This window comes from Tepidibacter sp. Z1-5 (assembly GCF_037844525.1).
In the GTDB taxonomy this organism is placed as follows: Bacteria; Bacillota; Clostridia; order Peptostreptococcales; family Peptostreptococcaceae; genus Tepidibacter_A.
This window is the reverse complement of the sequence record NZ_JBBMMD010000045.1, coordinates 15,031-36,203: the sequence shown is the minus strand read 5'-3', so window position 1 is coordinate 36,203 and position 21,173 is coordinate 15,031. Positions and strand designations below refer to the sequence as shown.

20 protein-coding genes are annotated in these 21,173 nt (G+C 27.5%); 16 read left to right on the top strand and 4 right to left on the bottom strand.

The annotated features are described in order from the left end of the window. The first annotated feature begins 72 nt into the window (after positions 1 to 72). The 5 genes from WJW32_RS10840 (at position 73) to WJW32_RS10820 (ending at position 4,753) form a co-directional block, all read left to right on the top strand. Positions 73 to 987: a metal ABC transporter solute-binding protein, Zn/Mn family gene (locus WJW32_RS10840; RefSeq protein ID WP_340258183.1), complete on the top strand. Its 915-nt coding sequence runs from the start codon at positions 73 to 75 to the stop codon at positions 985 to 987. A 13-nt stretch (positions 988 to 1,000) separates the two neighbouring features. Further along, entirely contained in the window at positions 1,001 to 1,663 is a 663-nt protein-coding gene (locus tag WJW32_RS10835; RefSeq protein ID WP_340258181.1) for a metal ABC transporter ATP-binding protein, read from the top strand. Next, positions 1,644 to 2,468 (top strand): metal ABC transporter permease, encoded by an 825-nt coding sequence (locus tag WJW32_RS10830; protein WP_340258179.1) that lies wholly within the window; start codon positions 1,644 to 1,646, stop codon positions 2,466 to 2,468. The genes WJW32_RS10835 and WJW32_RS10830 overlap by 20 nt, the downstream gene beginning before the upstream one ends. Positions 2,469 to 2,686: 218 nt before the next feature. Further along, positions 2,687 to 3,541: a CPBP family intramembrane glutamic endopeptidase gene (locus WJW32_RS10825; RefSeq protein WP_340258177.1), complete on the top strand. Its 855-nt coding sequence runs from the start codon at positions 2,687 to 2,689 to the stop codon at positions 3,539 to 3,541. A 249-nt stretch (positions 3,542 to 3,790) separates the two neighbouring features. Further along, entirely contained in the window at positions 3,791 to 4,753 is a 963-nt protein-coding gene (locus WJW32_RS10820; protein ID WP_340258176.1) for a DegV family protein, read from the top strand. A 33-nt stretch (positions 4,754 to 4,786) separates the two neighbouring features. On the opposite strand, the gene WJW32_RS10815 is transcribed toward WJW32_RS10820, so the two are convergent. The 3 genes from WJW32_RS10815 to WJW32_RS10805 all read right to left on the bottom strand — a co-directional run bounded on the left by WJW32_RS10815 (position 4,787) and on the right by WJW32_RS10805 (position 8,432). Further along, positions 4,787 to 6,019 (bottom strand): aminopeptidase, encoded by a 1,233-nt coding sequence (locus WJW32_RS10815; protein ID WP_340258174.1) that lies wholly within the window; start codon positions 6,017 to 6,019, stop codon positions 4,787 to 4,789. A gap of 255 nt (positions 6,020 to 6,274) precedes the next feature. After that, entirely contained in the window at positions 6,275 to 7,264 is a 990-nt protein-coding gene (locus tag WJW32_RS10810) for a stalk domain-containing protein (protein ID WP_340258172.1), read from the bottom strand. 280 nt (positions 7,265 to 7,544) lie between these two features. After that, a complete protein-coding gene (locus tag WJW32_RS10805) occupies positions 7,545 to 8,432 on the bottom strand; it encodes a permease (protein WP_340258170.1) in 888 nt (295 codons plus the stop codon). 490 nt (positions 8,433 to 8,922) lie between these two features. On the opposite strand from WJW32_RS10805, the gene WJW32_RS10800 reads away from it, so the two are divergent. From WJW32_RS10800 to WJW32_RS10755, 10 genes are all read left to right on the top strand, one after another. Then, positions 8,923 to 9,486 (top strand): hypothetical protein, encoded by a 564-nt coding sequence (locus WJW32_RS10800; protein ID WP_340258168.1) that lies wholly within the window; start codon positions 8,923 to 8,925, stop codon positions 9,484 to 9,486. 93 nt (positions 9,487 to 9,579) lie between these two features. Then, entirely contained in the window at positions 9,580 to 10,884 is a 1,305-nt protein-coding gene (locus WJW32_RS10795; protein ID WP_340258166.1) for a Na+/H+ antiporter family protein, read from the top strand. A gap of 70 nt (positions 10,885 to 10,954) precedes the next feature. Beyond that, on the top strand, positions 10,955 to 11,377 hold the full coding sequence (locus tag WJW32_RS10790; RefSeq protein WP_340258164.1) for a metal-dependent transcriptional regulator: 423 nt from the start codon (positions 10,955 to 10,957) through the stop codon (positions 11,375 to 11,377). Between the two features lie 139 nt (positions 11,378 to 11,516). Further along, positions 11,517 to 11,753, top strand: coding sequence for a FeoA family protein (locus tag WJW32_RS10785; RefSeq protein ID WP_340258162.1), 237 nt, complete (start codon positions 11,517 to 11,519; stop codon positions 11,751 to 11,753). A 13-nt stretch (positions 11,754 to 11,766) separates the two neighbouring features. Continuing rightward, positions 11,767 to 12,537: a FeoB small GTPase domain-containing protein gene (locus WJW32_RS10780; protein WP_340258160.1), complete on the top strand. Its 771-nt coding sequence runs from the start codon at positions 11,767 to 11,769 to the stop codon at positions 12,535 to 12,537. A 3-nt stretch (positions 12,538 to 12,540) separates the two neighbouring features. Then, positions 12,541 to 13,914 (top strand): nucleoside recognition domain-containing protein, encoded by a 1,374-nt coding sequence (locus tag WJW32_RS10775; protein ID WP_340258158.1) that lies wholly within the window; start codon positions 12,541 to 12,543, stop codon positions 13,912 to 13,914. A 200-nt stretch (positions 13,915 to 14,114) separates the two neighbouring features. Beyond that, positions 14,115 to 15,275 carry a hypothetical protein gene (locus WJW32_RS10770; RefSeq protein ID WP_340258156.1) on the top strand — a complete coding sequence of 387 codons (1,161 nt, stop codon included), beginning with the start codon at positions 14,115 to 14,117 and terminating at the stop codon, positions 15,273 to 15,275. Positions 15,276 to 15,277: 2 nt separating this feature from the next. Next, a complete protein-coding gene (locus WJW32_RS10765; protein ID WP_340258154.1) occupies positions 15,278 to 16,051 on the top strand; it encodes a Na-translocating system protein MpsC family protein in 774 nt (257 codons plus the stop codon). 297 nt (positions 16,052 to 16,348) lie between these two features. Beyond that, the gene (locus WJW32_RS10760) at positions 16,349 to 18,349 is read left to right on the top strand and encodes a methyl-accepting chemotaxis protein (protein WP_340258152.1); all 2,001 of its coding nucleotides are present in this window, start codon (positions 16,349 to 16,351) and stop codon (positions 18,347 to 18,349) included. 77 nt (positions 18,350 to 18,426) lie between these two features. Then, positions 18,427 to 18,975: an HD-GYP domain-containing protein gene (locus WJW32_RS10755; protein WP_340258150.1), complete on the top strand. Its 549-nt coding sequence runs from the start codon at positions 18,427 to 18,429 to the stop codon at positions 18,973 to 18,975. Between the two features lie 108 nt (positions 18,976 to 19,083). Here the strand turns inward: WJW32_RS10755 and WJW32_RS10750 are convergent, their stop codons facing one another. Beyond that, positions 19,084 to 19,989 carry a hypothetical protein gene (locus WJW32_RS10750; protein WP_340258148.1) on the bottom strand — a complete coding sequence of 302 codons (906 nt, stop codon included), beginning with the start codon at positions 19,987 to 19,989 and terminating at the stop codon, positions 19,084 to 19,086. Positions 19,990 to 20,199: 210 nt separating this feature from the next. On the opposite strand from WJW32_RS10750, the gene WJW32_RS10745 reads away from it, so the two are divergent. Continuing rightward, entirely contained in the window at positions 20,200 to 21,141 is a 942-nt protein-coding gene (locus WJW32_RS10745; RefSeq protein ID WP_340258146.1) for a phosphoglycerate dehydrogenase, read from the top strand. Positions 21,142 to 21,173: the final 32 nt, after the last annotated feature.

Sequence of the window (21,173 nt, the reverse complement as noted above, 5' to 3'; positions counted from 1 at the left end):
CAAATTAAGTAAATATGTTATTATAATATATGATAATGATAATTGTTGCTAATTAACAAAGGGGTGAAAATTTTGAAGAAAAATTTAATTTATATAGTTATTTTAATAGGATTATTTTTAATTGGAGGATGTTCAAATAAAGAAGTATATAGTAATAAAGATAGTAATTTGGGAAATAATACTATAAAGGTTTCTGTAGCGATTGTGCCACAAAGAACATTTGTAAAAGCAGTAGGAGGAGATTTAGTTGACGTTGAGGTTATGATACCTCCGGGATATAGTCCGGCTAATTATCAGCCTACACCTAAGCAGATGTCCAAGCTTAGTGAATCTCAAGTTTATTTTTCAATAGGAGTTCCAACAGAAAAGTCTAATATAGTTCCGATGATCGAAGGTTTAGATGAGAATATAAAAGTAGTGCATTTAGAAGATAAAGTTAGGAAAGTATATCCAGATAGAATGTTTGACGAAGAACACGATTCGGATGAACATGACCACGAAGGTCGAGACCCTCATATATGGTTATCTCCAAAGAGAGTTAAAGTGATGATTGATGAAATTAAGAATGAGCTAGTAGTATTAGATCCTAATAATAAGCAAATATACGAAAAAAATGCTATGGATTACATATCTAAGTTAGATGAAGTTGATAAAGAAATTAAGGATATTATTAGTGATGTTAGCAAACAATCTTTCATAATATATCACCCATCTTTTGGATATTTTGCAGATGATTATAATTTAAATATGGTTGCTATAGAAGAAGATGGTAAGGAAACTACTTCTAAAAGACTTCAGAACATAATAGACTTTGCTAAACAAAATAATATTAAGTTTGTATTTTATCAAGAAGAGTTTGACAGCAAACAGGCTGAGACTATAGCTTATGAAATAGGTGGAGAGAGCCTACAGGTATCTCCTTTAAGTCCTGATTATATAAAAAATCTAAAACATATATCTGATAAGTTTAAGGAAGTTTTAAATTAGGAGAGGATTATATATGAATGATATAGAAATGAAAAATTTGAGCGTAAATTATGGAGATGTATGCGCTTTGAAAGATATAAATTTAAAGATAGGAAGTAGAGAATTTGTAGGAATAACAGGTCCTAATGGAGCTGGAAAAAGCACTCTTTTAAAGGTTTTACTCGGAATATTAAAGCCTACAAGTGGAAGCATTTTATTAAAAGATAATGTGTCTATTGGGTATGTTCCACAATTTACATCTTTTGATAAGCAATTTCCTATAAAAGTATTAGATGTAATACTTATGGGGAATTTATCTAATAAAATCAAGTTATTTAAAAAATATTCTAAAGAAGATATTAATAGAGCTAGAGATATTATGAACAAATTAGGAATACTAAGGTTTGAACATAGACAAATTGGACAGTTATCAGGAGGACAACTTCAAAAGGTATTAATAGCGAGAGCTCTTATGATAGATCCTAAGATATTAGTATTAGATGAACCCACTGCAAGTCTAGATTTTAAAGCGAAAATAGAGATTTATGAAATGTTATCTAAAATAAAAAAAGAAAAGACCATAATAATAGTTACTCATGATATGGAAGAGATTGTTTCGTATACTGATAGAGTAGTTTATTTGAATAAGGGAGTAGTTAGGCGTAAGGAGGGGGAGCATGATAGAAACATTATTTAATTATAACTTTATGAAAAATGCTTTAATGGCTGCTATACTCAGTAGTGTAGTGTGTGGGATAATAGGTACAATAATAGTTGAAAAAAAGCTTGTAAGTATGAGTGGGGGTATAGCACATGTTTCATTTGGAGGTATAGGACTGGGGTATTTACTAGGGATTGAGCCTATAATAGGAGGACTTGTATTTTCAGTGTTTGCATCTGTTGGAATATCCACTATAAATAGAAAGACTAATACTAATTCAGATGCTTTAATAGGTATGTTTTGGTCGGTTGGAATGGCTCTTGGAATATTATTTATAGCTTTAACGCCTGGATATCCACCTGATATGACATCTTATTTATTTGGAGATATACTAACGGTATCATCTATTTATATAAAAATAATGATAATATTGAGTTTAATAATACTCATATCTATATTTAGCATATTTAATTACTGGAAGGCTTATTTATTTGATGAAGAATTTGTTAAGGTGTTAGGTATAAATACAGGATTTTTAGAGTACTTTTTATTTATATTGATAGCCCTTAGCATAGTAGTGCTAATAAAAGTAGTGGGAATAATACTATCTATAGCACTTTTGACCATACCACCAGCTATAGCTAAACTCTTTACTTACGACATTAAAAATATTATGCTACTGTCCACATTGTTGGGTATAGTATTTAATGTTTTGGGACTACTAATATCTTATCAGTACAATATTCCATCAGGAGCAACTATAATAATTTTATCTACAATTGGGTATTTTTTGGCTATTGGTTTAAGTAAATATATAAAATATAAAAAAGTGTTAGCATAATTCTATGCCAACACTTTTTATAATGAGTAGGAAATTATATTCCTATTTAAATTGGCGATAGATATAATTTTCGTTACGAATTTCAAAAAAAGCCTATGATTAAAATCTTCAAAGGAAGACTTTTTTATATAATATAATTATAAAATTAAGATAAATTTAAGAATTTTAGTATACAATTGACTCTTAAGACTATGAAGACAAGAGGGGGAAGAGCACTGATGAACTTAATCAAAAACTTAGATATTGGAAATAGTAAAGTAACAGAGATAGGAATTTTAGGAGCTATATGGATATTTATACTCCATATATTTTCAGATTTTTTGATGATACCAATTTATATAGTAGAAAGTATATTTTCTATAAGTTCTCCGGATATGATATTCTATATTGAAGGTATTGGTAGTTTAATAGTTAAAATTATAATGGTTAAGTTGCTTTTAAAAATGTATTCTGCGAAGGAAGACGTTGAGGAAAGAGAGAATATAAATATTTCTAAAAAATATTATATATATACTATACTTATAATTGTTTTATTTAGAATAATATTTGATAATAGTATAGGTATATTTATAGATCAAATACCAGTTAATGAGAATATCCAAGCAGCTTTCGATAAATTGCTTAGATACCCTATTATAGCATTTGCTTCTATATGTATAGTAGCACCTATATACGAAGAATTAATTTATAGAGGAATAATACTTAAAGGACTTAGCAGAAAGTACAATGATAAAATAGGTATAATAGTATCTGCTCTTTTATTTGCAGTAATGCATATGAATCTACAGCAAGCAATTAATGCTTTTTTTATTGGAGTTATATTCGGTTATTTGTATTTAAAAACAAAGTCTATATACATAAGCATGTTTGCTCATTTTATAAACAATGGAGTGGGTATAATAGTTTCTTCTATATTTACAGAGGTTATTAAAAACTTTCATTATATAGTAATTGTAAAATCTGTTGTTACTGTTATTGGACCAATACTTATGTATAAGATTATTATGTGGTTTAAAAAGAATGAAATAATATTGGAAGAAGAATGTTTATGTGAAGGTGTAGAAGGTTGTTAATATAATAAAAAGTAGCTACCCAGATCTCGTACAAGCGAGATTTAGGTAGCTATTTTTTTGAAAATTGAAAAAATGTATCTTATTTTTTTATAATTATAAATTAATTAATTTTTCTAAAAAATATTACAAAATCGATGTATGGAATGTATAATAGCATAGAGGGAAGTTAGGGACATTATGATGTATATTTCGATTATAATGACAAAATAATATATATACATAGAATAAGATAACTATTGGAGGGTATTTATGATAAAAATTATAGCAGATTCAACCTGTGATTTATCTCAAGATTTAATAGATAAGTATGGTATTGGGATAGCTCCGTTGACGATTAATATAAATGGGAAAACATATAGAGATAGAATAGATATAAAAACGGATGAATTTTATAGTATAATTGAAAATTTAACTAAAGAACCAACAACTGCTATGCCAAGTCCTACAGAATATTTGAAGATAATGAATGAATCTGTAGAAAATGGATACACACATATAATATGTATATGCATGTCAAGCGGTACTAGTGGTTCTTATCAATCAGCAGTTATAGCTAAGGATTATTTTTATGATGAGAATGAAGGATCGGATGTTAAGATTCATATAGTTGATTCAAAGTGTATGAGTCATGGAAGTGGATGGTTAGTTCTAAAGAGTGCTATATTAAAAGAGCAAGGAATGAGTTTTGAAGAAATAGTAGAATTCAATGAAACGTATAAGATGAATGTTAAACATTTTTTATCTGTTGATGATTTAGATCATTTAATAAAAAGTGGAAGGCTTTCGAATTCAAGTGCTTTTATAGGAAAAATATTAAAAATTAAGCCTATAATGACTATGAAAAAAGGAAAGGGAGCAATAGTAGCAAAGGAAAGAGGACGTAAAAGAGTTTTAAAACATTATATAGATGAATTTATAAGTAGAAACGATGAAGAAGCTACAGATTTTATAATAATAGGATATACATCTGATATTAGTGTTGCTGAAAATTTAAAAAATAAGGTAAATCAAGAAACTGATTTTAAAGGTGATATATATATTATGCAAATGGGAGTAGCGGTTGGAACTCATGTTGGACTTGGAGCTGTATCTATGTATTATATAGAGAAAGGACACAAAAAAGATAATCTTCTTATAAATGAAGTACATGGCTTGATGGGAAAAAAAGCTAAGATAATGGAAAAAATAAAAAATACAAGATTAAATTCTTAAAAAAGTAGCTTGTATTTACAAGCTACTTTTTTGTTATATCACCCAATTACCATTTTCGAATATTTGAACTTTTTCTCCATCATGAGTTTCAGCTACTATATCCATATCATCAGAACCTATCATAAAGTCTTCGTGGATTAATGAATCATTAGCACCAGCTTTTTGAAGCTCTTCAGAACTCATCTGAGTTCCATTTTTTATACATGTAGGATAAGCCATTCCAAATGCTAGGTGGCAAGATGCATTTTCATCGAATAAAGTATTATAAAATACTATAGTTGAATTTGATATAGGTGAGTCATAAGCAACTAAAGCTACTTCACCAATATAACAAGCACCGTCATCTGTTTCTAATAATTTTTTCAAAGTTTCATGACCAACTTCAGCTTTAAAGTCTACAACTTTACCATCTTTAAATGTTAAAGTAAAGTTATCTATTAAGTTACCTGCATAGTTAAAAGGTTTAGTATTTTTAACAGTTCCATTTATACCAGTTTTAAGAGGCAATGTAAATACTTCTTCTGTTGGCATATTTGCAACAAAATAAGTTTTCTTACTATTATATTCTCCGCCACCAGCCCATAAATGATCCTTTGGAAGTTCTATATTAAGGTCTGTAACACTTGATTTAAAGTGGAGCGATTTAAAGTTTTTATTATTTAAAAAGTCTACTCTACTATTAAGTGTATTAAGATGTTCGTCCCAAGCCTTTATAGGATCATCATTATCAACTCTAACTATTTTGAATATATTATCCCAAAGTTTTTGAACTGCTTCATCTTCTGATACATCTGAGAATACTTTTTTAGCCCAAGCTTTAGTTGGAATAGAAATTACACACCAAGATATTGTGCTGTTCATTATGTACTCTCTATAATTTTTAAGAGCAAGAGATCTTGCTTTGTTAGCAGCTGCAATTCTTTTTGGATCTACATTCTTTAAAAGTTCAGGATTAGAAGCTGATATAGATATAACTGCAGCACCGTTTTTAGCTAACTCTTCAAGACCATCAGCTTCCCACTTTGGAAACTCATTAAAGACTTCATCCGGTGCGTTTAAATATTTGATAAGAGCTAAATCTTCATCGCTCCATCTTACATGAATATTTTTAGCTCCATTTTTATAAGCACATTTAGCTACTATTCTAGTAAACTCAGAACATTCTATAGGAGAGTTAATTATAAGAGTCTGTCCGTTTTGAATATTAACACCGACTTTAACTGCGAGTGAAGCATATTTTTCTAGATTTTTATTAAAACTATTCATTTAATCACTCCTTCTTTAGTATTATTAAATAATATAAGTTAATTATACAGAAATGACCAAAAAAAGGGAAATAAAAAATTTGCTTCATGCTATCGAATGTCTCATATCGCCAACGAGTCCTACGCACTTCGTTGTTCAAAAATAGTTGCAAATTTAGCTCTTTAATAAATGCTAACTATAGATTCAAAAAATATATATAAGGGATGGATCAAAATGATTAAAGAAATCATTTTGATCCATCCCTTTTTCTACAGACTATAAATAAAAATTATGATTTTGAATTGTTTTAAAATAAGATCTATTCCAAACTATCCAATTGTTAGTTGATTTTTGTGGATTTAAAAAGTAAAGACATGTTGATATATTATTGTGTCCTTCAAGTGCCTGTTTTGCAGCTTGAATACTATCATTTGAAGGTGTATTATATATTCTACCATTAGCAACAGGAGTATATTGAATTCCATAGTTATTATCGAAGATAACACCTTTTATACTGCTGGGGAATAAGTCGCTATTCTTTCTATTCATTATAACATTAGCAACTGCTAGTTTTCCTTCGTAGGGTTCTCCCTGAGATTCTGCTTCGACTAATCTAGATAGCCAATATAAGTCCTCACTAGAGTAGTTAGGTGTATTATCTTTAACTACATCTTCATGAGAAGGTATGTAGCCTTTAGTTTTGATATCCACTATATAGTTATAGCTATCCCAGCTAACAGAACAGTTAAATGTCTCAGCTATAAATCTAACAGGTACAAATGTTCTTGAATTATATATATTCACAGGAGCATCAAGATATACAAAAGATCCGTTTATATTAGCTGTACTAGAATATACTGGCAATTTGATATTCTTGTCTTCATATTCCAATATAGCTTCTTGTGAGCTATTGTTCCATGATACATTTGCACCTAATTTTTCAGCGATAAATCTTATTGGAACAAATGTACGAGCATTTTCTATATAAGGATATTGATCTGTAGAAACAATTTGACCATCTATTTTTATAGATATGGTTTTTTGGTTTTGTATAGGTTTGATTTTTAATAAACTTCTAGCGTAAAGAGAGTATCCTGAATCATTATTTAATGAACGAATAGCATCAACGCTTGCATTATGCTCTTTTGCAATAGAAGCATAGGTATCCCCGGTTTGAACCGTATGCATAAGATATGACTGTGCATAGGAAGTAGAATTACCTAGTAGCAGAGCTGCAAAAATCAAGCTCGATATTAGTTTTTTCATTATGAATTCCTCCTTTGTAAGTCATTTACAATTTTATCATTGTAACAAAACGCATACAATGGAACAAAAATGGATAGCAAAGATAAAATTGTAAAATCAAAAAAGTGGAATTTGGTTGTATATATAGATGGACTGAATATATATCAAAAGTTAAATAATATGAAAAAAAAGGATTATATTAAAATAATTAACAGTTATAATTTTCTGAATTTGGGAAGGTATGTTTTCTGTGAAACAAAAAAATAGATAGATTCTTAATCTATCTGTTTTTTTTGTTATATTAAGCTACGCTTTTATTTTCCTTAGCTATTGATTCTTTATATGATTTGAACATCATGAATGTTGTATATACAACAACGAATATTAATAACCATTTTAATAGGTAAACATTCATAGACTTAACTAAATATGCAGCTATTAAAACTCCGATTGGACCCATAACATTAACTGCCATAGAACCTTGAGCAGAGTGAGAGTCTTCTTTTATGAACTTCATACCAGCAAAAGGTAATAAAAGTGCACAAGAACCCATCATTATAGGGAATGCTGCTATTGGAGACATACCTAACATGTAAACCATAGTCATACATGGAGCAAAAAGTCCTATACCTAGAGTGTTTAAAGCTCCAAATAAGAAGTTACCAACTATAGCTATTATAAGCTTAGTTCCATGAAGACCCATAGCATTTCCACCAACTGGGAAAAGGTTTAATTGACCAGCAAGTAATATTACTGCCATAGAGAATAAAGCTATTCCCATTGCAAGTTGTATAGTTTTCTTAGGAAGTTTAGATATAAGTCCAGCTCCTACAACTGCACCTGCAAGTGCTGCAGCTATCATAGAGAATAAAGTTAAAGGTTCAACTTCAACAGCTGCTATAAATATACAAGCCTGTACTAAGGTTGGGATTGTTGCACCAACATTTAGTGTTCCAGGTAATTTTTCATCACTAACTAAATTAAAGTTCTTAAATAAAGATGTTTCTATAGCGAAACTACTAAGACCTAAAGTATCAAAGAAGTTTGCTAAAGCTCCTATTAAACCCATTTTAATAAAACTTTCTTTTTCAAGTCTGCCTTCTGCTTTTCTCTTCATGTAAGATTGAACAAGCATGAAAGCAAATGGTAATCCAGACGCAATCATAATTCCTAAAAGTATTTTTGCCATTTAAAAATCTTCCTTTCACAATATAATAATTTTAAAATAAATAGAAATTAGTGCATAAGCTTTATATAACTATCATTATATAGATGACATAGTTATATAATTATCAAATGTACCGTGAACAAATTAAATTATATATTATTTTTATATTTAAGTCTACTAAAAAAATAAGTATTTTGTAAAAAGATAAAGTTTGGTGACTAAATGGCTAAATACCAACAAGGAAAACGATGTATTTAATATAAGATACACATGTTCTTGTGTTTTTAAAAGTTAAAATATTATAAAAATAAAGTTAATACAGAATTTTGAGAAAAGTATAAAATGTAAAAAAAGCTCTGAAATACCGCATAAATTGTTAAAAAAATAACTAAAACAATTTTGAAATTTATTATATAATTTAATATATACTATGAGAGAGGAGGGGTTTATAATTTTCGATAAAGAATATAAAAAACATATATCAATATATTTAAAAAAATATAAAAAAGAATTGATAAATTATAAAAATATATTATTTGAATATATAAACAAAAATTTAATCAAATTTAGGGAAATTAGTTTAAATGGAAATGGTATAGGAGAAAAGGATATAAGCGTTAAACTTTATTATGAATTGAAATATAAAAATAGTGTATTATTTGAACAAGGCAGAGACTATTTATTATACACAATTAAAGATAAAAAATTAGATAATTGGAATTATAATATATTTAGCGTTAAATATAATTTAAATATGGATAATAAAATAGTGGATTGTATAACAATAGTATTTAACAAAAATAATAATCTAAATATAGATAATATATTAAATATTTCACAAAAGTTTTTGCCAAAGGATAGTATTGTAATATCTCGTATAAACAAAGAATATATAAAGTTTGATTTAAATGATAAAGGTGAAAAAATAAAATATAATATAAAATATGAAAGTAAAAAAGTAAGAAAAAATACAGGAAAAAGTAATATATCATTAGATATATATAAAGTTGTTGAGCCTCTTTTATATAGTGATGAGGTTAGAGAACAGTTCATAAGAGTAAAAATTTCTAATTAAAATTTTAAAATTAGAAATTTTTACTCTTTACTTTATTTAAATAAAGTGATAAAGTAATGAAGTGATAAAAAAGTTATAGGAGGAGATTTAATTATGCTAATGAATCCAGTTGTAATATCTGTTATATTGATGACGGCGTTATGCCTTATGAGACTTAATGTTATTTTATCTTTAATAATATCTGCTATTAGTGCAGGGATATTATCGGGAATTTCTATTAATGAAATTATGAGTACATTTATAAAGGGAATGGGAGATAATACAGAAACAGCTCTTAGCTATATTTTATTAGGAGCTTTAGCGGTTGCTATTCATAAAACAGGACTTGCAGATATATTGGCTAGAAAAATAGTTAAATTAATAAAGGGAAAATCTGTTGTACTAGTTATTTTAATTGCGGTTATAAGTATTTTTTCTCAAAATCTTATACCGGTTCATATTGCATTTATACCTATATTGATTCCACCATTATTAGGAGTTATGAATAAACTTAAAATAGATAGAAGAGCTGTTGCTTGTTCACTGACATTTGGGCTTCAAATGCCTTATATGTGTATACCAGCTGGTTTTGGACTTATATTCCATAATATTATAAGGGATCAGATGAATGCTAATGGGATGAATATACATACTGATATGGTATGGAAGGCTATGGTTTTACCAGGAATAGGAATGATTATAGGGCTATTGGTAGCTATATTTATAACTTATAGAAAAGATAGAGAATATATATATGAAGATATATGTATAGATGAAGTAGCATGCACTTTGGATGAAAATATGAATAAAAAACACTATATTTCGATGGTGGCTGCATTATCAGCTTTAACAGTACAGTTGACATTAGGATCACTTCCTTTAGGAGCTTTGCTTGGTATAATTATAATGGTATCATTTAGAGCTATAAAATGGGGTGATGTAGATGAAATCGTAAGTGGTGGTATAAGTACTATGGGATTTATAGCATTTGTTATGTTAGTAGCATCAGGTTATGGAGCTGTTATTAGAGCTACTGGAGGTGTTGAAACTTTAGTTCAATCAGGATCTACTCTTATGGGCTCTAGTAAGTTAATAGCCGCAACGATTATGATTTTATTAGGACTTATAATAACTATGGGAATAGGAACCTCGTTTGGAACTATACCTATAATAGCAGCTATATATGTGCCTTTGGCAGCTTCTATAGGATTTAGTCCTATGGCTACTATAGCACTTATAGGAACGGCAGCAGCTCTTGGGGATGCAGGTTCTCCAGCTTCTGATAGCACACTTGGACCAACTTCTGGCCTTAATGCAGATAATCAGCACAATCACATTTGGGATACTTGTGTTCCTACTTTTTTACATTACAATATTCCTCTTGTTATATTTGGAATTGTAGGAGCTTTAATATTTTAATCATAAATCCTTAATTAAATAATATTATTTAATTAAGGATTTATTTATATACATAGAAAGGAGTTTCCTTATGTTGTCTCCGAGTCTTGAGGATTATTTAGAGGAAGTGTATAGGCTTTCTTTATATAATGAAGAAATTAGAGTGAAAGATATAGCTGAGTGCTTAAATTTCTCGATGCCATCTGTTGTTAAAGGTCTCAAAAAATTGGATGAGCTTGGATATATAAGATATAAACCATATGAAAAAATAAAACTGCTAGACAAAGGCAATAGAAAAGGGAAGTTTTTGGTTGACAGAAATTCTTTATTAAAAGAGTTTATAACTATTATAGGTGCCAAATGTGATATTAACCAAGAAGCTGAGGCTATGGAACATTATTTTAGTATAGAAACTATAAAATCTATAGAAAAATTAATACTTGTTTTAGAGGAAAATAAAGATATAGCAAAAAAAATAAGGAATTTAGAAATCGAAAGTGTGCTAGATTTATAGCCGTCCATTTAAATGGGCGGCTATTTTGTTGTATACATGAGTCGGTGCGTAGCAACTAGACGAATTTGTGTAACTTAATTTATATTCATTCATATTATATTATGTATAAAAAAGTTAGCCATGGCTAAGGAGGTGCAAAGTGAAAACAACTATTAAAGACCTAGATGTAGGTAAAAAATGTATAGTTATAGGTTTGTTAAATCAAGGAATAGCTAGAAGACGGATGTTAGATTTAGGTATAGTACCCGGTACGTTTATAGAGGTTATAAGAAAAAGCCCTCTAGGTGAGCCTAAACTTTATAAAATAAAGGGAGCACTTATAGCTTTGAGGAAAGAGGAAACGGTTAATATATTAGTAAAAACTATTGAAAAGTAAAGGAGAGATTCACATGGTATGTAACTGCGATAATTGCAATAAGTGTGAATGTAGAAATAAAATAGATGATTTTAATATAAAAATAGATTCAAAAGAATCTCTTGTTATAGCACTTGCAGGTAATCCTAATGTAGGAAAAAGTACAGTGTTTAATGCATTAACTGGACTTAAACAACACACTGGTAATTGGCCTGGAAAGACGGTGGCTAATGCAAGTGGAGATTATATTTATAAAGATAGAAAATTTACACTGGTTGATCTACCTGGAACTTACTCGCTTTTAGCTAATTCCGTTGAAGAAGAAGTAGCTAGAGATTTTATATGTTTTGGAAAACCTTATGCCACTATAGTAGTTGCTGATGCTACATGCTTTGAAAGAAATCTAAATCTGCTATATCAAGTTATGGAGATTACAGATAAAGTAGTTCTATGTTTGAATTTACTAGATGAGGCAAAGAGAAAGGGTATATATATAGATATTGAAAAATTAGGAAAAGAATTAGGAATACCTGTTATTGGAACATGTGCAAGAAAAAAAGAGGGATTAAATGAACTTATTGATAAAGTATACAATATAAGTCTTGATAAAGAAAAGTATACTCCAAAAAGAATAAAGTACTCAGACTTTATAGAAGAAAAAATAGAAAATTTGATTCCAAAATTAGATGATATATTGGGCAATGAAATCGATTTGAGATGGGTTGCTCTTAGGATATTAGAAGGAGATGCCTCTATAATTGATTCTATATCTAGGTATATATATGAAAAAAAAGAGGTGAATTAAATTATGCAGGATATACAAAAATTGTATATATTAATAAATGAATACAGTGAAGAAGAAAAACAGAAGGTAAGGGATGAGATGGTTTTTAATATATACGAAAATGCAAAAGAGTTATCTGATAAAATAGTTAAGAAAGATCAATCAAAAATAGATATAGATAAAAAAATAGATGATGTACTGACATCTAAAATTACTGGATATCCTATAATGTTCATTTTATTGGGATTGGTATTTTGGGTGACTATAGTGGGAGCTAATTATCCATCTGCTGTTATATCTAATTTCTTATTTGGGGTAGAAGAAAGATTGACAGACTTATTTATATCACTTAATGCACCTAAATGGATACATGGGATGTTAGTTCTTGGTATGTATAGAACTGTAGCGTGGGTTGTAGCTGTTATGCTTCCTCCTATGGCAATATTTTTTCCATGTTTTACTCTTCTTGAGGATTTGGGATATTTACCTAGAATTGCATTTAACTTAGATAGATTATTCAAAAAAGTAGGAGCACATGGAAAACAATCACTTACAATGAGCATGGGATTTGGATGTAATGCAGCTGGAATTATAGCGTGTAGAATAATAGAATCTCCGAGAGAAAGACTTATAGCGATGATTACAAACAACTTTGTACCATGTAATGGAAGATTTCCAACTTTAATAGCCATAGCATCTATATTTGTAGGGGGATATTTTGCAAGTATGTACAAAAGCTTAGTCGCATCATTTTTTATAGCTGGATTGGTGCTTGTTGGAATAATAATGACATTAATAGTATCTTGGGGACTTAGTAAAACTCTACTTAAGGGGGTTCCATCTTCATTTACATTGGAATTACCACCTTATAGAAGACCTCAATTTCTTAGAGTAATATATACATCTATAATAGATAGAACGATATTCGTATTATTAAGAGCAATTGCAGTAGCGGCACCTGCTGGTATTGTAATATGGATACTTGCCAATACAATTATAGGGGATGTAAGTATATTAACTCATATGGCACGATTGTTAGATCCATTTGGACAGTTGATAGGTCTTGATGGATTTATATTAATGGCATTTATACTAGGACTTCCAGCTAATGAAATAGTTATACCTATATTGATAATGTCGTACATGTCAAAGGGGGCTATGCTTGAACTAGATACTCTAAATAGTATGAAAAATTTATTTATACAAAACGGATGGACATTTATTACTGCACTTAATGTTATGTTATTTTCACTGCTTCACTTTCCTTGTGCAACAACATTAATAACTATAAAAAAAGAAAGTGGAAGTTACAAGTGGACAGTAATATCAGTTATTATTCCAACTGTGATAGCAGTGGTAGTATGTTTTATAACAAAGCAAATAAGTATTTTATTATAAATAAAAAGAAGAAGTGAATAAAAAATAGCTTATTTAAATTATAATTTTATTTAATATTTAAATTAGCTATTTTTATTTATAATCTAACATAATAATGCATTTTATGATATAGTAATAAATTGATATAAGATTAGGTTTGGGAAAAAAATTTAATTATAAAATAAATTAAAGATAATGATATACGATAAGGAGGTTTTTTTTTGGAATTAGGTCTGAAGTCATTAGATGTTGGTTGTATACCTCATAAAATGGACAGTATTATATATAATACAGGGGAGCCAGTAGAATTAACAGCAGAGATTGAAGTAGTAAAAGAGGGTAATAATATTGAATTTTATATAAAAAATATAAATACTATGTTCAGTGAGTATTTAAAGATTAGTCCTAATGAAATAATAGGGAAAAATATTTTAGACTTATATGAACAGAATTCTGCCAAGTTATATTATAAAATAGCTTTAAACATATATAATAATAAAATCAAAGAAGGTTTAAAATTTTATATAAGACGTACCAATAATGGAAGTGATATTATATCGTTTAATGAAATAGATTTAGAAAAGAATGAAATTTGTTTTGAAATTTCAGTATATCCTTTCGTTGAAGATGAAGAAATAAAAAAAATGTTTGTTGTAATTAAAAACGTAACACAACATTTAAGAAAAATTCAAAGTTTAAAGAAACAATACGTAGTTAAAAATTATAATGACAAAATAATAAGCATGTCAGATATTATATCGAATCTATCGCATGTATGGAGACAACCTCTTAATAGCTTGAATTTTTGTATTTTGAATTTAATAGATGAACTAAAAGAGGAATGTAAATATTGCGTGGGTTTGGAAGATTATTACAATGAAATGTGGGAAATAATGAAAAACTTATCTAAAAAAATAGATAAATTTCAGTCTTTCTTTGAGTGTTCAGATCAAAATGAATACTTTCAAGTAAAAAAATGTATAGAATTAACACTTGAAATAATGGAGGAAAAAATAAAAAAAGATAATATAAAAATAAATATAAAGATGAATGAAAAAATTAATGTATACAGTTCACCTAACGAATTTTCACAATGTATATATCATGTTTTTTGTAACGTTATTGAATTTTGTAAAAAATCGTTTGATATTAATAATAGAATGGTAAATGTGGAAATAGATTCAGATGAGAATTATATTAATTTAAAAATAAAATTAATATATGATAAAGAAAAATATAAAACAATAAAATTAAATCTAGAAAATCTATCTAATATAAATAATATAATTGAGCAAAGAATGAACGGTACAATTGGATTAATAGGTGATGACTTGGAAAAAGGAGTATTGTTAAATTTTCCGTTAGTTGTTGAGGAGGTTTAAATATGGAAAGTTTAAGTATATTAAAGAATGTAAAAGTTTTGTATGTAGAGGACGAGCCTATTACAAGAAATCAAGTTGAGAAATTTTTAAAAAGAAGAGTAGGGAAAGTTATATTAGCTGAAAATGGTAACGATGGAATTAAAAAATTTACTGAGCAAAAACCAGATATAATAATAACTGACTTAGTAATGCCAGATATGAGTGGTATTGAAATGATGAAAAAAATTAGAAATGATGGTTCTAAATGCCCTTGTATTATAACTTCGGCTTTATCAGATTCAAAAACTATTTTGGATACTGTAGATTTAAAAATAGAAAAATATTTAATAAAACCTATAGATATAAAGGCTTTATTAAAAAGTTTAAATGATATAGTTATTGAGAAATTAGAAAATGATAAAAATCTACTAGTAATTGATAATGAATTTATTTTAAAAGATGATAAGAAAAATGAATTGGAACTTGAAATTAGAAATATATATTCAAAATATCTCAAAAAGGTTACAGGTAAAGGAGCAAAGGTTATTCAAGTTCTTATAAAAGGAAAAGAAATAGAAATACTATTAAAAGATAATTTAACTGTTATTGAAGAAAGTTTATTATCATCAGGTTGTGGATTTACAACTATAGAGACAGTGAGAAAAAATATATATATGAGAACAAAATGTCAAATTGAAAATCAAATAGGAAGTCTTATTAATAGAAAAATAGTATTAGAAAAAATAGAGATATATCCAAAAGAAAAATATGAGAGAATATTATTTAATATTAAATAATAAAAACAGTAAAATTTAACTGATTATATATTTGACAAAAAAATAAATAATATGATAGTATTATTTATACAAAGATATGTTTTTCTTCTAACCTATAAAGTAAAAGTAGATATATTTCATATAAGCTATTTTTAAGAAGATTTGTGTTAAAAAATAAAATATATTTAGTGGAGTAACTATTTAAATCAAATAATAAATTTGCAATTTGGATGGTCCATAATTAGAGACTTTTGTAAGTCTCTAATTATGGACCATTTTTATTTTTAAAAATATAAAGTAGAAAGAAGGAAATGTTTTATGAAAATAAGTATTAGAATAAAATTAATAGCACTTATGTTATCATTAATAATAATACCGCTAGCCCTTGTAGGAACTATATCGTATCAAAGAGCTTATGATGGTATGGATAAACAGTTTAGACATTCTACGGAAGAATTAAACATAGAAATAAAAAGCTCTATTCAAACTTATTTTGAAGGATATGAACAAAGTATCGGTATGATTAGTGATAATATAAATCTTAAACAGATTATTAATCATCCAGAATTTGAAGTTTTTTTAGTTGACATATTTAAAAATTATATGGAAAACAATAATGATGCATCTCAGATATATATAGGAACTATAGATGGAAAAATGATTATGTACCCTGAATCAGATTTGGGTAGTGATTTTGATCCTAGAATAAGAGAATGGTACCAAAAAGCAGAACAAAAACAAACTGTGGTTTGGACTGAACCATACATAGGCAAAGCTAGTGGTAAGCTACAAATTACTTGTTCAGCTCCTGTTTATGAAGATGTAGACAAAAGTAAATTTATTGGAGTAGTAGGAGTAACGATACCATTAGATGAATTATCAAATAAAATAAGCTCTATAAAAGTAGGCAAAGAAGGATATTCTTGTATTATAGATTCTAATAAGAAGTACGTTACACATAAAGATATTAAATATATAGGACAAAAAGTTACGGTTTCAGAAATAAACAAAATTTTAGATGAAAGTAAGGATGGGATTGTAGATTATAAATGGGAAGAAAAGGATGGAAGTACAAGCAGTAAGTTTTGTGTATACACAAGAATACCTGAAATGAATTGGACTGTACTTTCTGCAATTAAAATTGATGAAATAAAAAAAGAAACCAATCCAATATTGTTTAATACTGTTTTGACAACAATAATGTCGCTTATAATTGCATGTATAATAGGAATTGGTTTTACAAATAGAATTACAAAACCAATACAAACAATAGTTAAAGATATAGATAAAGTAAAAGATGGAGACTTTACAGTAAAAACTAATGTTAAATCTAATGATGAGATTGGAGTATTAGCAAATAATTTCAATATTATGGTTGAAAATGTGAAATGCCTTTTGTTAGATGCTAAAGAGGTAAGTGAAGAAGTAACTTATTCTGCAACGAATCTAGCTGCTACATCAGAAGAAACTAGTGCATCGGCTGAAGAAATAGCAAGAACTGTTGAGGAAATAGCAAATGGTGCTAATAATCAAGCAGAAGATGCTGAAAAAGGAGCTAAAATAGCTTGTAATTTAGATGTTAAGTTTAATGATTTATTAAACAACAGTCAAAATATGTTCAAAAATACAAATGAGATAATGGAAATAAATACATTAGGATTATCTGTTGTAAATGAATTAAAAGAAAAAACAAATTTAAATAAAAATTCTATTGATAAAATAGAAAGAGCAATAAATCAATTAAGTCAGAAATCTAGTTATATAGAAGGGATATTAGATACAATAAAATCTATATCAGAGCAGACTAACCTATTAGCCCTTAATGCATCGATTGAGGCAGCGCGTGCAGGAGAAGCAGGAAGAGGATTTGCAGTAGTAGCAGATGAAATAAGAAAACTTGCAGAAGGTTCAGGTAATGCAAGTAATGAAATAAAGGGAATAGTAGATGCTATTCAAGAAGAAAATAAAAATACTGTTGATATTATGAGAGAAGTAAAAGCGGTATCTTTAAATCAGACAAAATCAGTTGAAGATGTAAATAATGCATTTGAAAAGATATCAAATTCAATATGTAATATATCGACTAACATAGAAGAAGTTAATGAATATATATACAACATAACAAATGATAAAGATGTGATTGTAGACTATATAGAAAATATATCAGCAGTATCACAAGAAACAGCAGCAGCATCAGAGCAAGTTACAGCATCTGTTCAGCAACAATCAATGGCAGTTGAAGAAGTAGCAAGAAATGCAGAAAAACTTAATGAACTTTCTTTAAAACTTAATGATCAAATAGATAAATTTAAAATATAAAAATGTATATTAACTATTTAAGGGTAGGTGAAGACGGTCATTGGATGTTTATAAATACAAGATGACCAATTATAAATATGGTAAATAGAGAAGATGAAATTTTAAATCATGGATACCGGGTAGCTTTATTGGCTAAAGAACTTGGGAAAGTTGTTGGATTATCTAAAAAAGAAATTGAGTATATTTACATAACGGGATTAAACCATGATGTAGGAAAAAAATATTTGGATATTAAAATATTAAATAAAAAAGGCGTTCTTACAGAAAGAGAAAAAATATATATAAAAATGCATGTTTTATTGTCTACAAGTACAGCTATTGAGAAAAAAATGGATATATACATAGTAAAGGGTATATCGCATCATCATGAGAATTTTGATGGGACAGGATATCCATATAACCTTAAAGGTGATGAAATACCTATACAATCTAAAATATTAAGAATAGTAGATACATATGATAATTTAATGATGAACACATTTGGGGGTAAAGTCTTAAAAAAACAAAATGCTATAGAAATCATGGATAAAGATATACATAAATTTGACAGAAATATATACTTGAAATTTAAAAAAATGATTAAAAATCATAATATATATTCAAGTGAATTAAAAGCTGTGAATTAATAAAAAAATAAGCCTCAAATTGATCTTAAAATTTAATTTGAGGCTTATTCTTGTGTAAGTTCATTAATTTTTAAATTTTATGTGAATAATAAGATTTGTGAATTTCACTTATGTGTTAGGTATAAGATTAGATTTTTTCAATAAAGTATTTCTTATATCAAGGTTAGTATCTGCAATTTTATAAAGATCTAATAAATTAGCCATTATATTTGACACCTCCCCTAGTATATTATCAAAGCATCCAAGATACTCTTCATTTATATTATCCTTTTGATCGAGTACATTTACAGCAGTTTGGTTTACTGTGGATAAATTATAAACCTCGTATTTAACTTTGTATATAAGATTTGTAAGCTCCTTTGAAGAAATTTTTATATTATTAGATACATCTCTAACTTCTTTTAATTTATTATTGAAATCATTGCCTTTTTTATTAGAATCATTCTCAATAGATATATCATAAACAAGATTGTTTAAATGATCAATTGAGGAATCTAAGTCGTTTATAATATCTCCAAGCTGAATTATCATAGAAGTTATTTCCTTTGTTTTTGCATCAATAGCATTAACAGATTGTTTTATTGCATAATCTGACTCAAGGAGTTTATTAACTTTTATAGAATTCTCTTTAGAATAAGTCTTTATATTATTATTAAATTTAGATAGTTCCTTTATTTTAGTATAAAGAGAATTTATATTTTTGTTTGATTGAGTCAATATATTTGCGCTTGAACTTAACTTGCTGCCTTTTTTATTGATGGACTTAATCTTTGGATCAGTATAATCTAAATCATCAATAGATTCTTTTATAATTTCTTTGTTTTTAAAAGAGTTTTTTAGTATAGAAAATAATAATACGTTAAGGCCTATAAGGAACATGGCATATATTAGTAATATTTTTTTGAATGTCATATCGATATCAGACTTTGTAAAAAAAACAATAGATACTGACGATATAATTAGTATAAAAGTTATTAATAAAATAATATGTTTTTTGTTTTTTGACTTAAGCATAAGTACCTCCCTAAGATGTCAAAGATAAAATCCGACATTTTTTGTATACATATAGTAATATACGATGAAAAATTAAAAATTGGGTACCTAATTTTTTAAAAATAAAAAAGTTTTTATTTAAAAAAAATTTATTCCAAAGCTAAAAATTCAATTGGAATAGGAACTATATTTGAATTAAGTTTCGTTTTATGTTTAAAGGAGATGATTAGAATGAAAGTGCTATTTACTTACAATTATGGAAAAGAAAAAATGAATAAGATTAAGGAATTGGGGTATGAAATTGTATATATGAATGAAAAAGAAGTTTGTAACAATGAAAACATAAATGATATAGATGTTCTTGTTTGTTACAATCCTTTTGAAAAAATTGATATGGAACAATTTAAAAAACTAAAATTAATTCAGTTATCAAGCATCGGAATAGATCAAGCGCCTATTGATTACATAAAAAGAAACAATATAATATTATCTAATAATAAAGGAGGATATAGTATACCTATTGGAGAGTGGATAATACTCAAAATACTTGAAATATATAAAAAAAGTTGGAATTTTTATGAAAATAAAGAAAATAAAATTTGGAAGATTAATACTGATTTATTAGAATTATATAACAAAAATGTAGGTTTTATAGGAACTGGAACAATAGCTATTGAAGGAGCTAAAAGACTTCAGGGATTTGGAGTAAATGTATATGGTCTTAATACAAATGGAAGAGATGTAGAACATTTTGATAAGTGCTTTTCTATTGATTATATGGATAAATTTTTATCAAAATGTGACGTTATTGTAGTATCTATACCATATACAAAAAAAACTCATCACTTGATAGATGCAAAAGTTATAGATAAGATGAAGGATAAATGTGTTCTTATAAACATAGCAAGAGGAAGTATAATCAATGAATTGGATTTAATAGACAAAATAAAACAAGGTAAATTTTTAGGTGTGGCATTAGATGTATTTGAACAAGAGCCTTTACCTAAAGAAAGTACTCTTTGGAATTTAGACAATGTTATATTAACTCCTCACAATTGCTGGATATCAGAAAACAGAAACAATAGAAGGTTTGAAGTAATCTATGAGAATTTGAAAAGATTTAAAAATAATGAAGAATTAATGAATATAGTAAATTTAAGTAAAGGATACTAAAATTTTCTAATTTTTTGGAAAAGAAAACAAAT

What these genes read in the sequence shown, in the direction of transcription:
- WJW32_RS10835 (WP_340258181.1), top strand. Translation starts at nt 1,001, where the DNA reads ATGAATGATATAGAAATGAAAAATTTGAGCGTAAATTATGGAGATGTA.
- WJW32_RS10830 (WP_340258179.1), top strand. Translation starts at nt 1,644, where the DNA reads ATGATAGAAACATTATTTAATTATAACTTTATGAAAAATGCTTTAATG.
- WJW32_RS10825 (WP_340258177.1), top strand. Translation starts at nt 2,687, where the DNA reads ATGAACTTAATCAAAAACTTAGATATTGGAAATAGTAAAGTAACAGAG.
- WJW32_RS10820 (WP_340258176.1), top strand. Translation starts at nt 3,791, where the DNA reads ATGATAAAAATTATAGCAGATTCAACCTGTGATTTATCTCAAGATTTA.
- WJW32_RS10815 (WP_340258174.1), bottom strand. Translation starts at nt 6,019, where the DNA reads ATGAATAGTTTTAATAAAAATCTAGAAAAATATGCTTCACTCGCAGTT.
- WJW32_RS10810 (WP_340258172.1), bottom strand. Translation starts at nt 7,264, where the DNA reads ATGAAAAAACTAATATCGAGCTTGATTTTTGCAGCTCTGCTACTAGGT.
- WJW32_RS10805 (WP_340258170.1), bottom strand. Translation starts at nt 8,432, where the DNA reads ATGGCAAAAATACTTTTAGGAATTATGATTGCGTCTGGATTACCATTT.
- WJW32_RS10795 (WP_340258166.1), top strand. Translation starts at nt 9,580, where the DNA reads ATGCTAATGAATCCAGTTGTAATATCTGTTATATTGATGACGGCGTTA.
- WJW32_RS10790 (WP_340258164.1), top strand. Translation starts at nt 10,955, where the DNA reads ATGTTGTCTCCGAGTCTTGAGGATTATTTAGAGGAAGTGTATAGGCTT.
- WJW32_RS10780 (WP_340258160.1), top strand. Translation starts at nt 11,767, where the DNA reads ATGGTATGTAACTGCGATAATTGCAATAAGTGTGAATGTAGAAATAAA.
- WJW32_RS10775 (WP_340258158.1), top strand. Translation starts at nt 12,541, where the DNA reads ATGCAGGATATACAAAAATTGTATATATTAATAAATGAATACAGTGAA.
- WJW32_RS10765 (WP_340258154.1), top strand. Translation starts at nt 15,278, where the DNA reads ATGGAAAGTTTAAGTATATTAAAGAATGTAAAAGTTTTGTATGTAGAG.
- WJW32_RS10760 (WP_340258152.1), top strand. Translation starts at nt 16,349, where the DNA reads ATGAAAATAAGTATTAGAATAAAATTAATAGCACTTATGTTATCATTA.
- WJW32_RS10755 (WP_340258150.1), top strand. Translation starts at nt 18,427, where the DNA reads ATGGTAAATAGAGAAGATGAAATTTTAAATCATGGATACCGGGTAGCT.
- WJW32_RS10750 (WP_340258148.1), bottom strand. Translation starts at nt 19,989, where the DNA reads ATGCTTAAGTCAAAAAACAAAAAACATATTATTTTATTAATAACTTTT.
- WJW32_RS10745 (WP_340258146.1), top strand. Translation starts at nt 20,200, where the DNA reads ATGAAAGTGCTATTTACTTACAATTATGGAAAAGAAAAAATGAATAAG.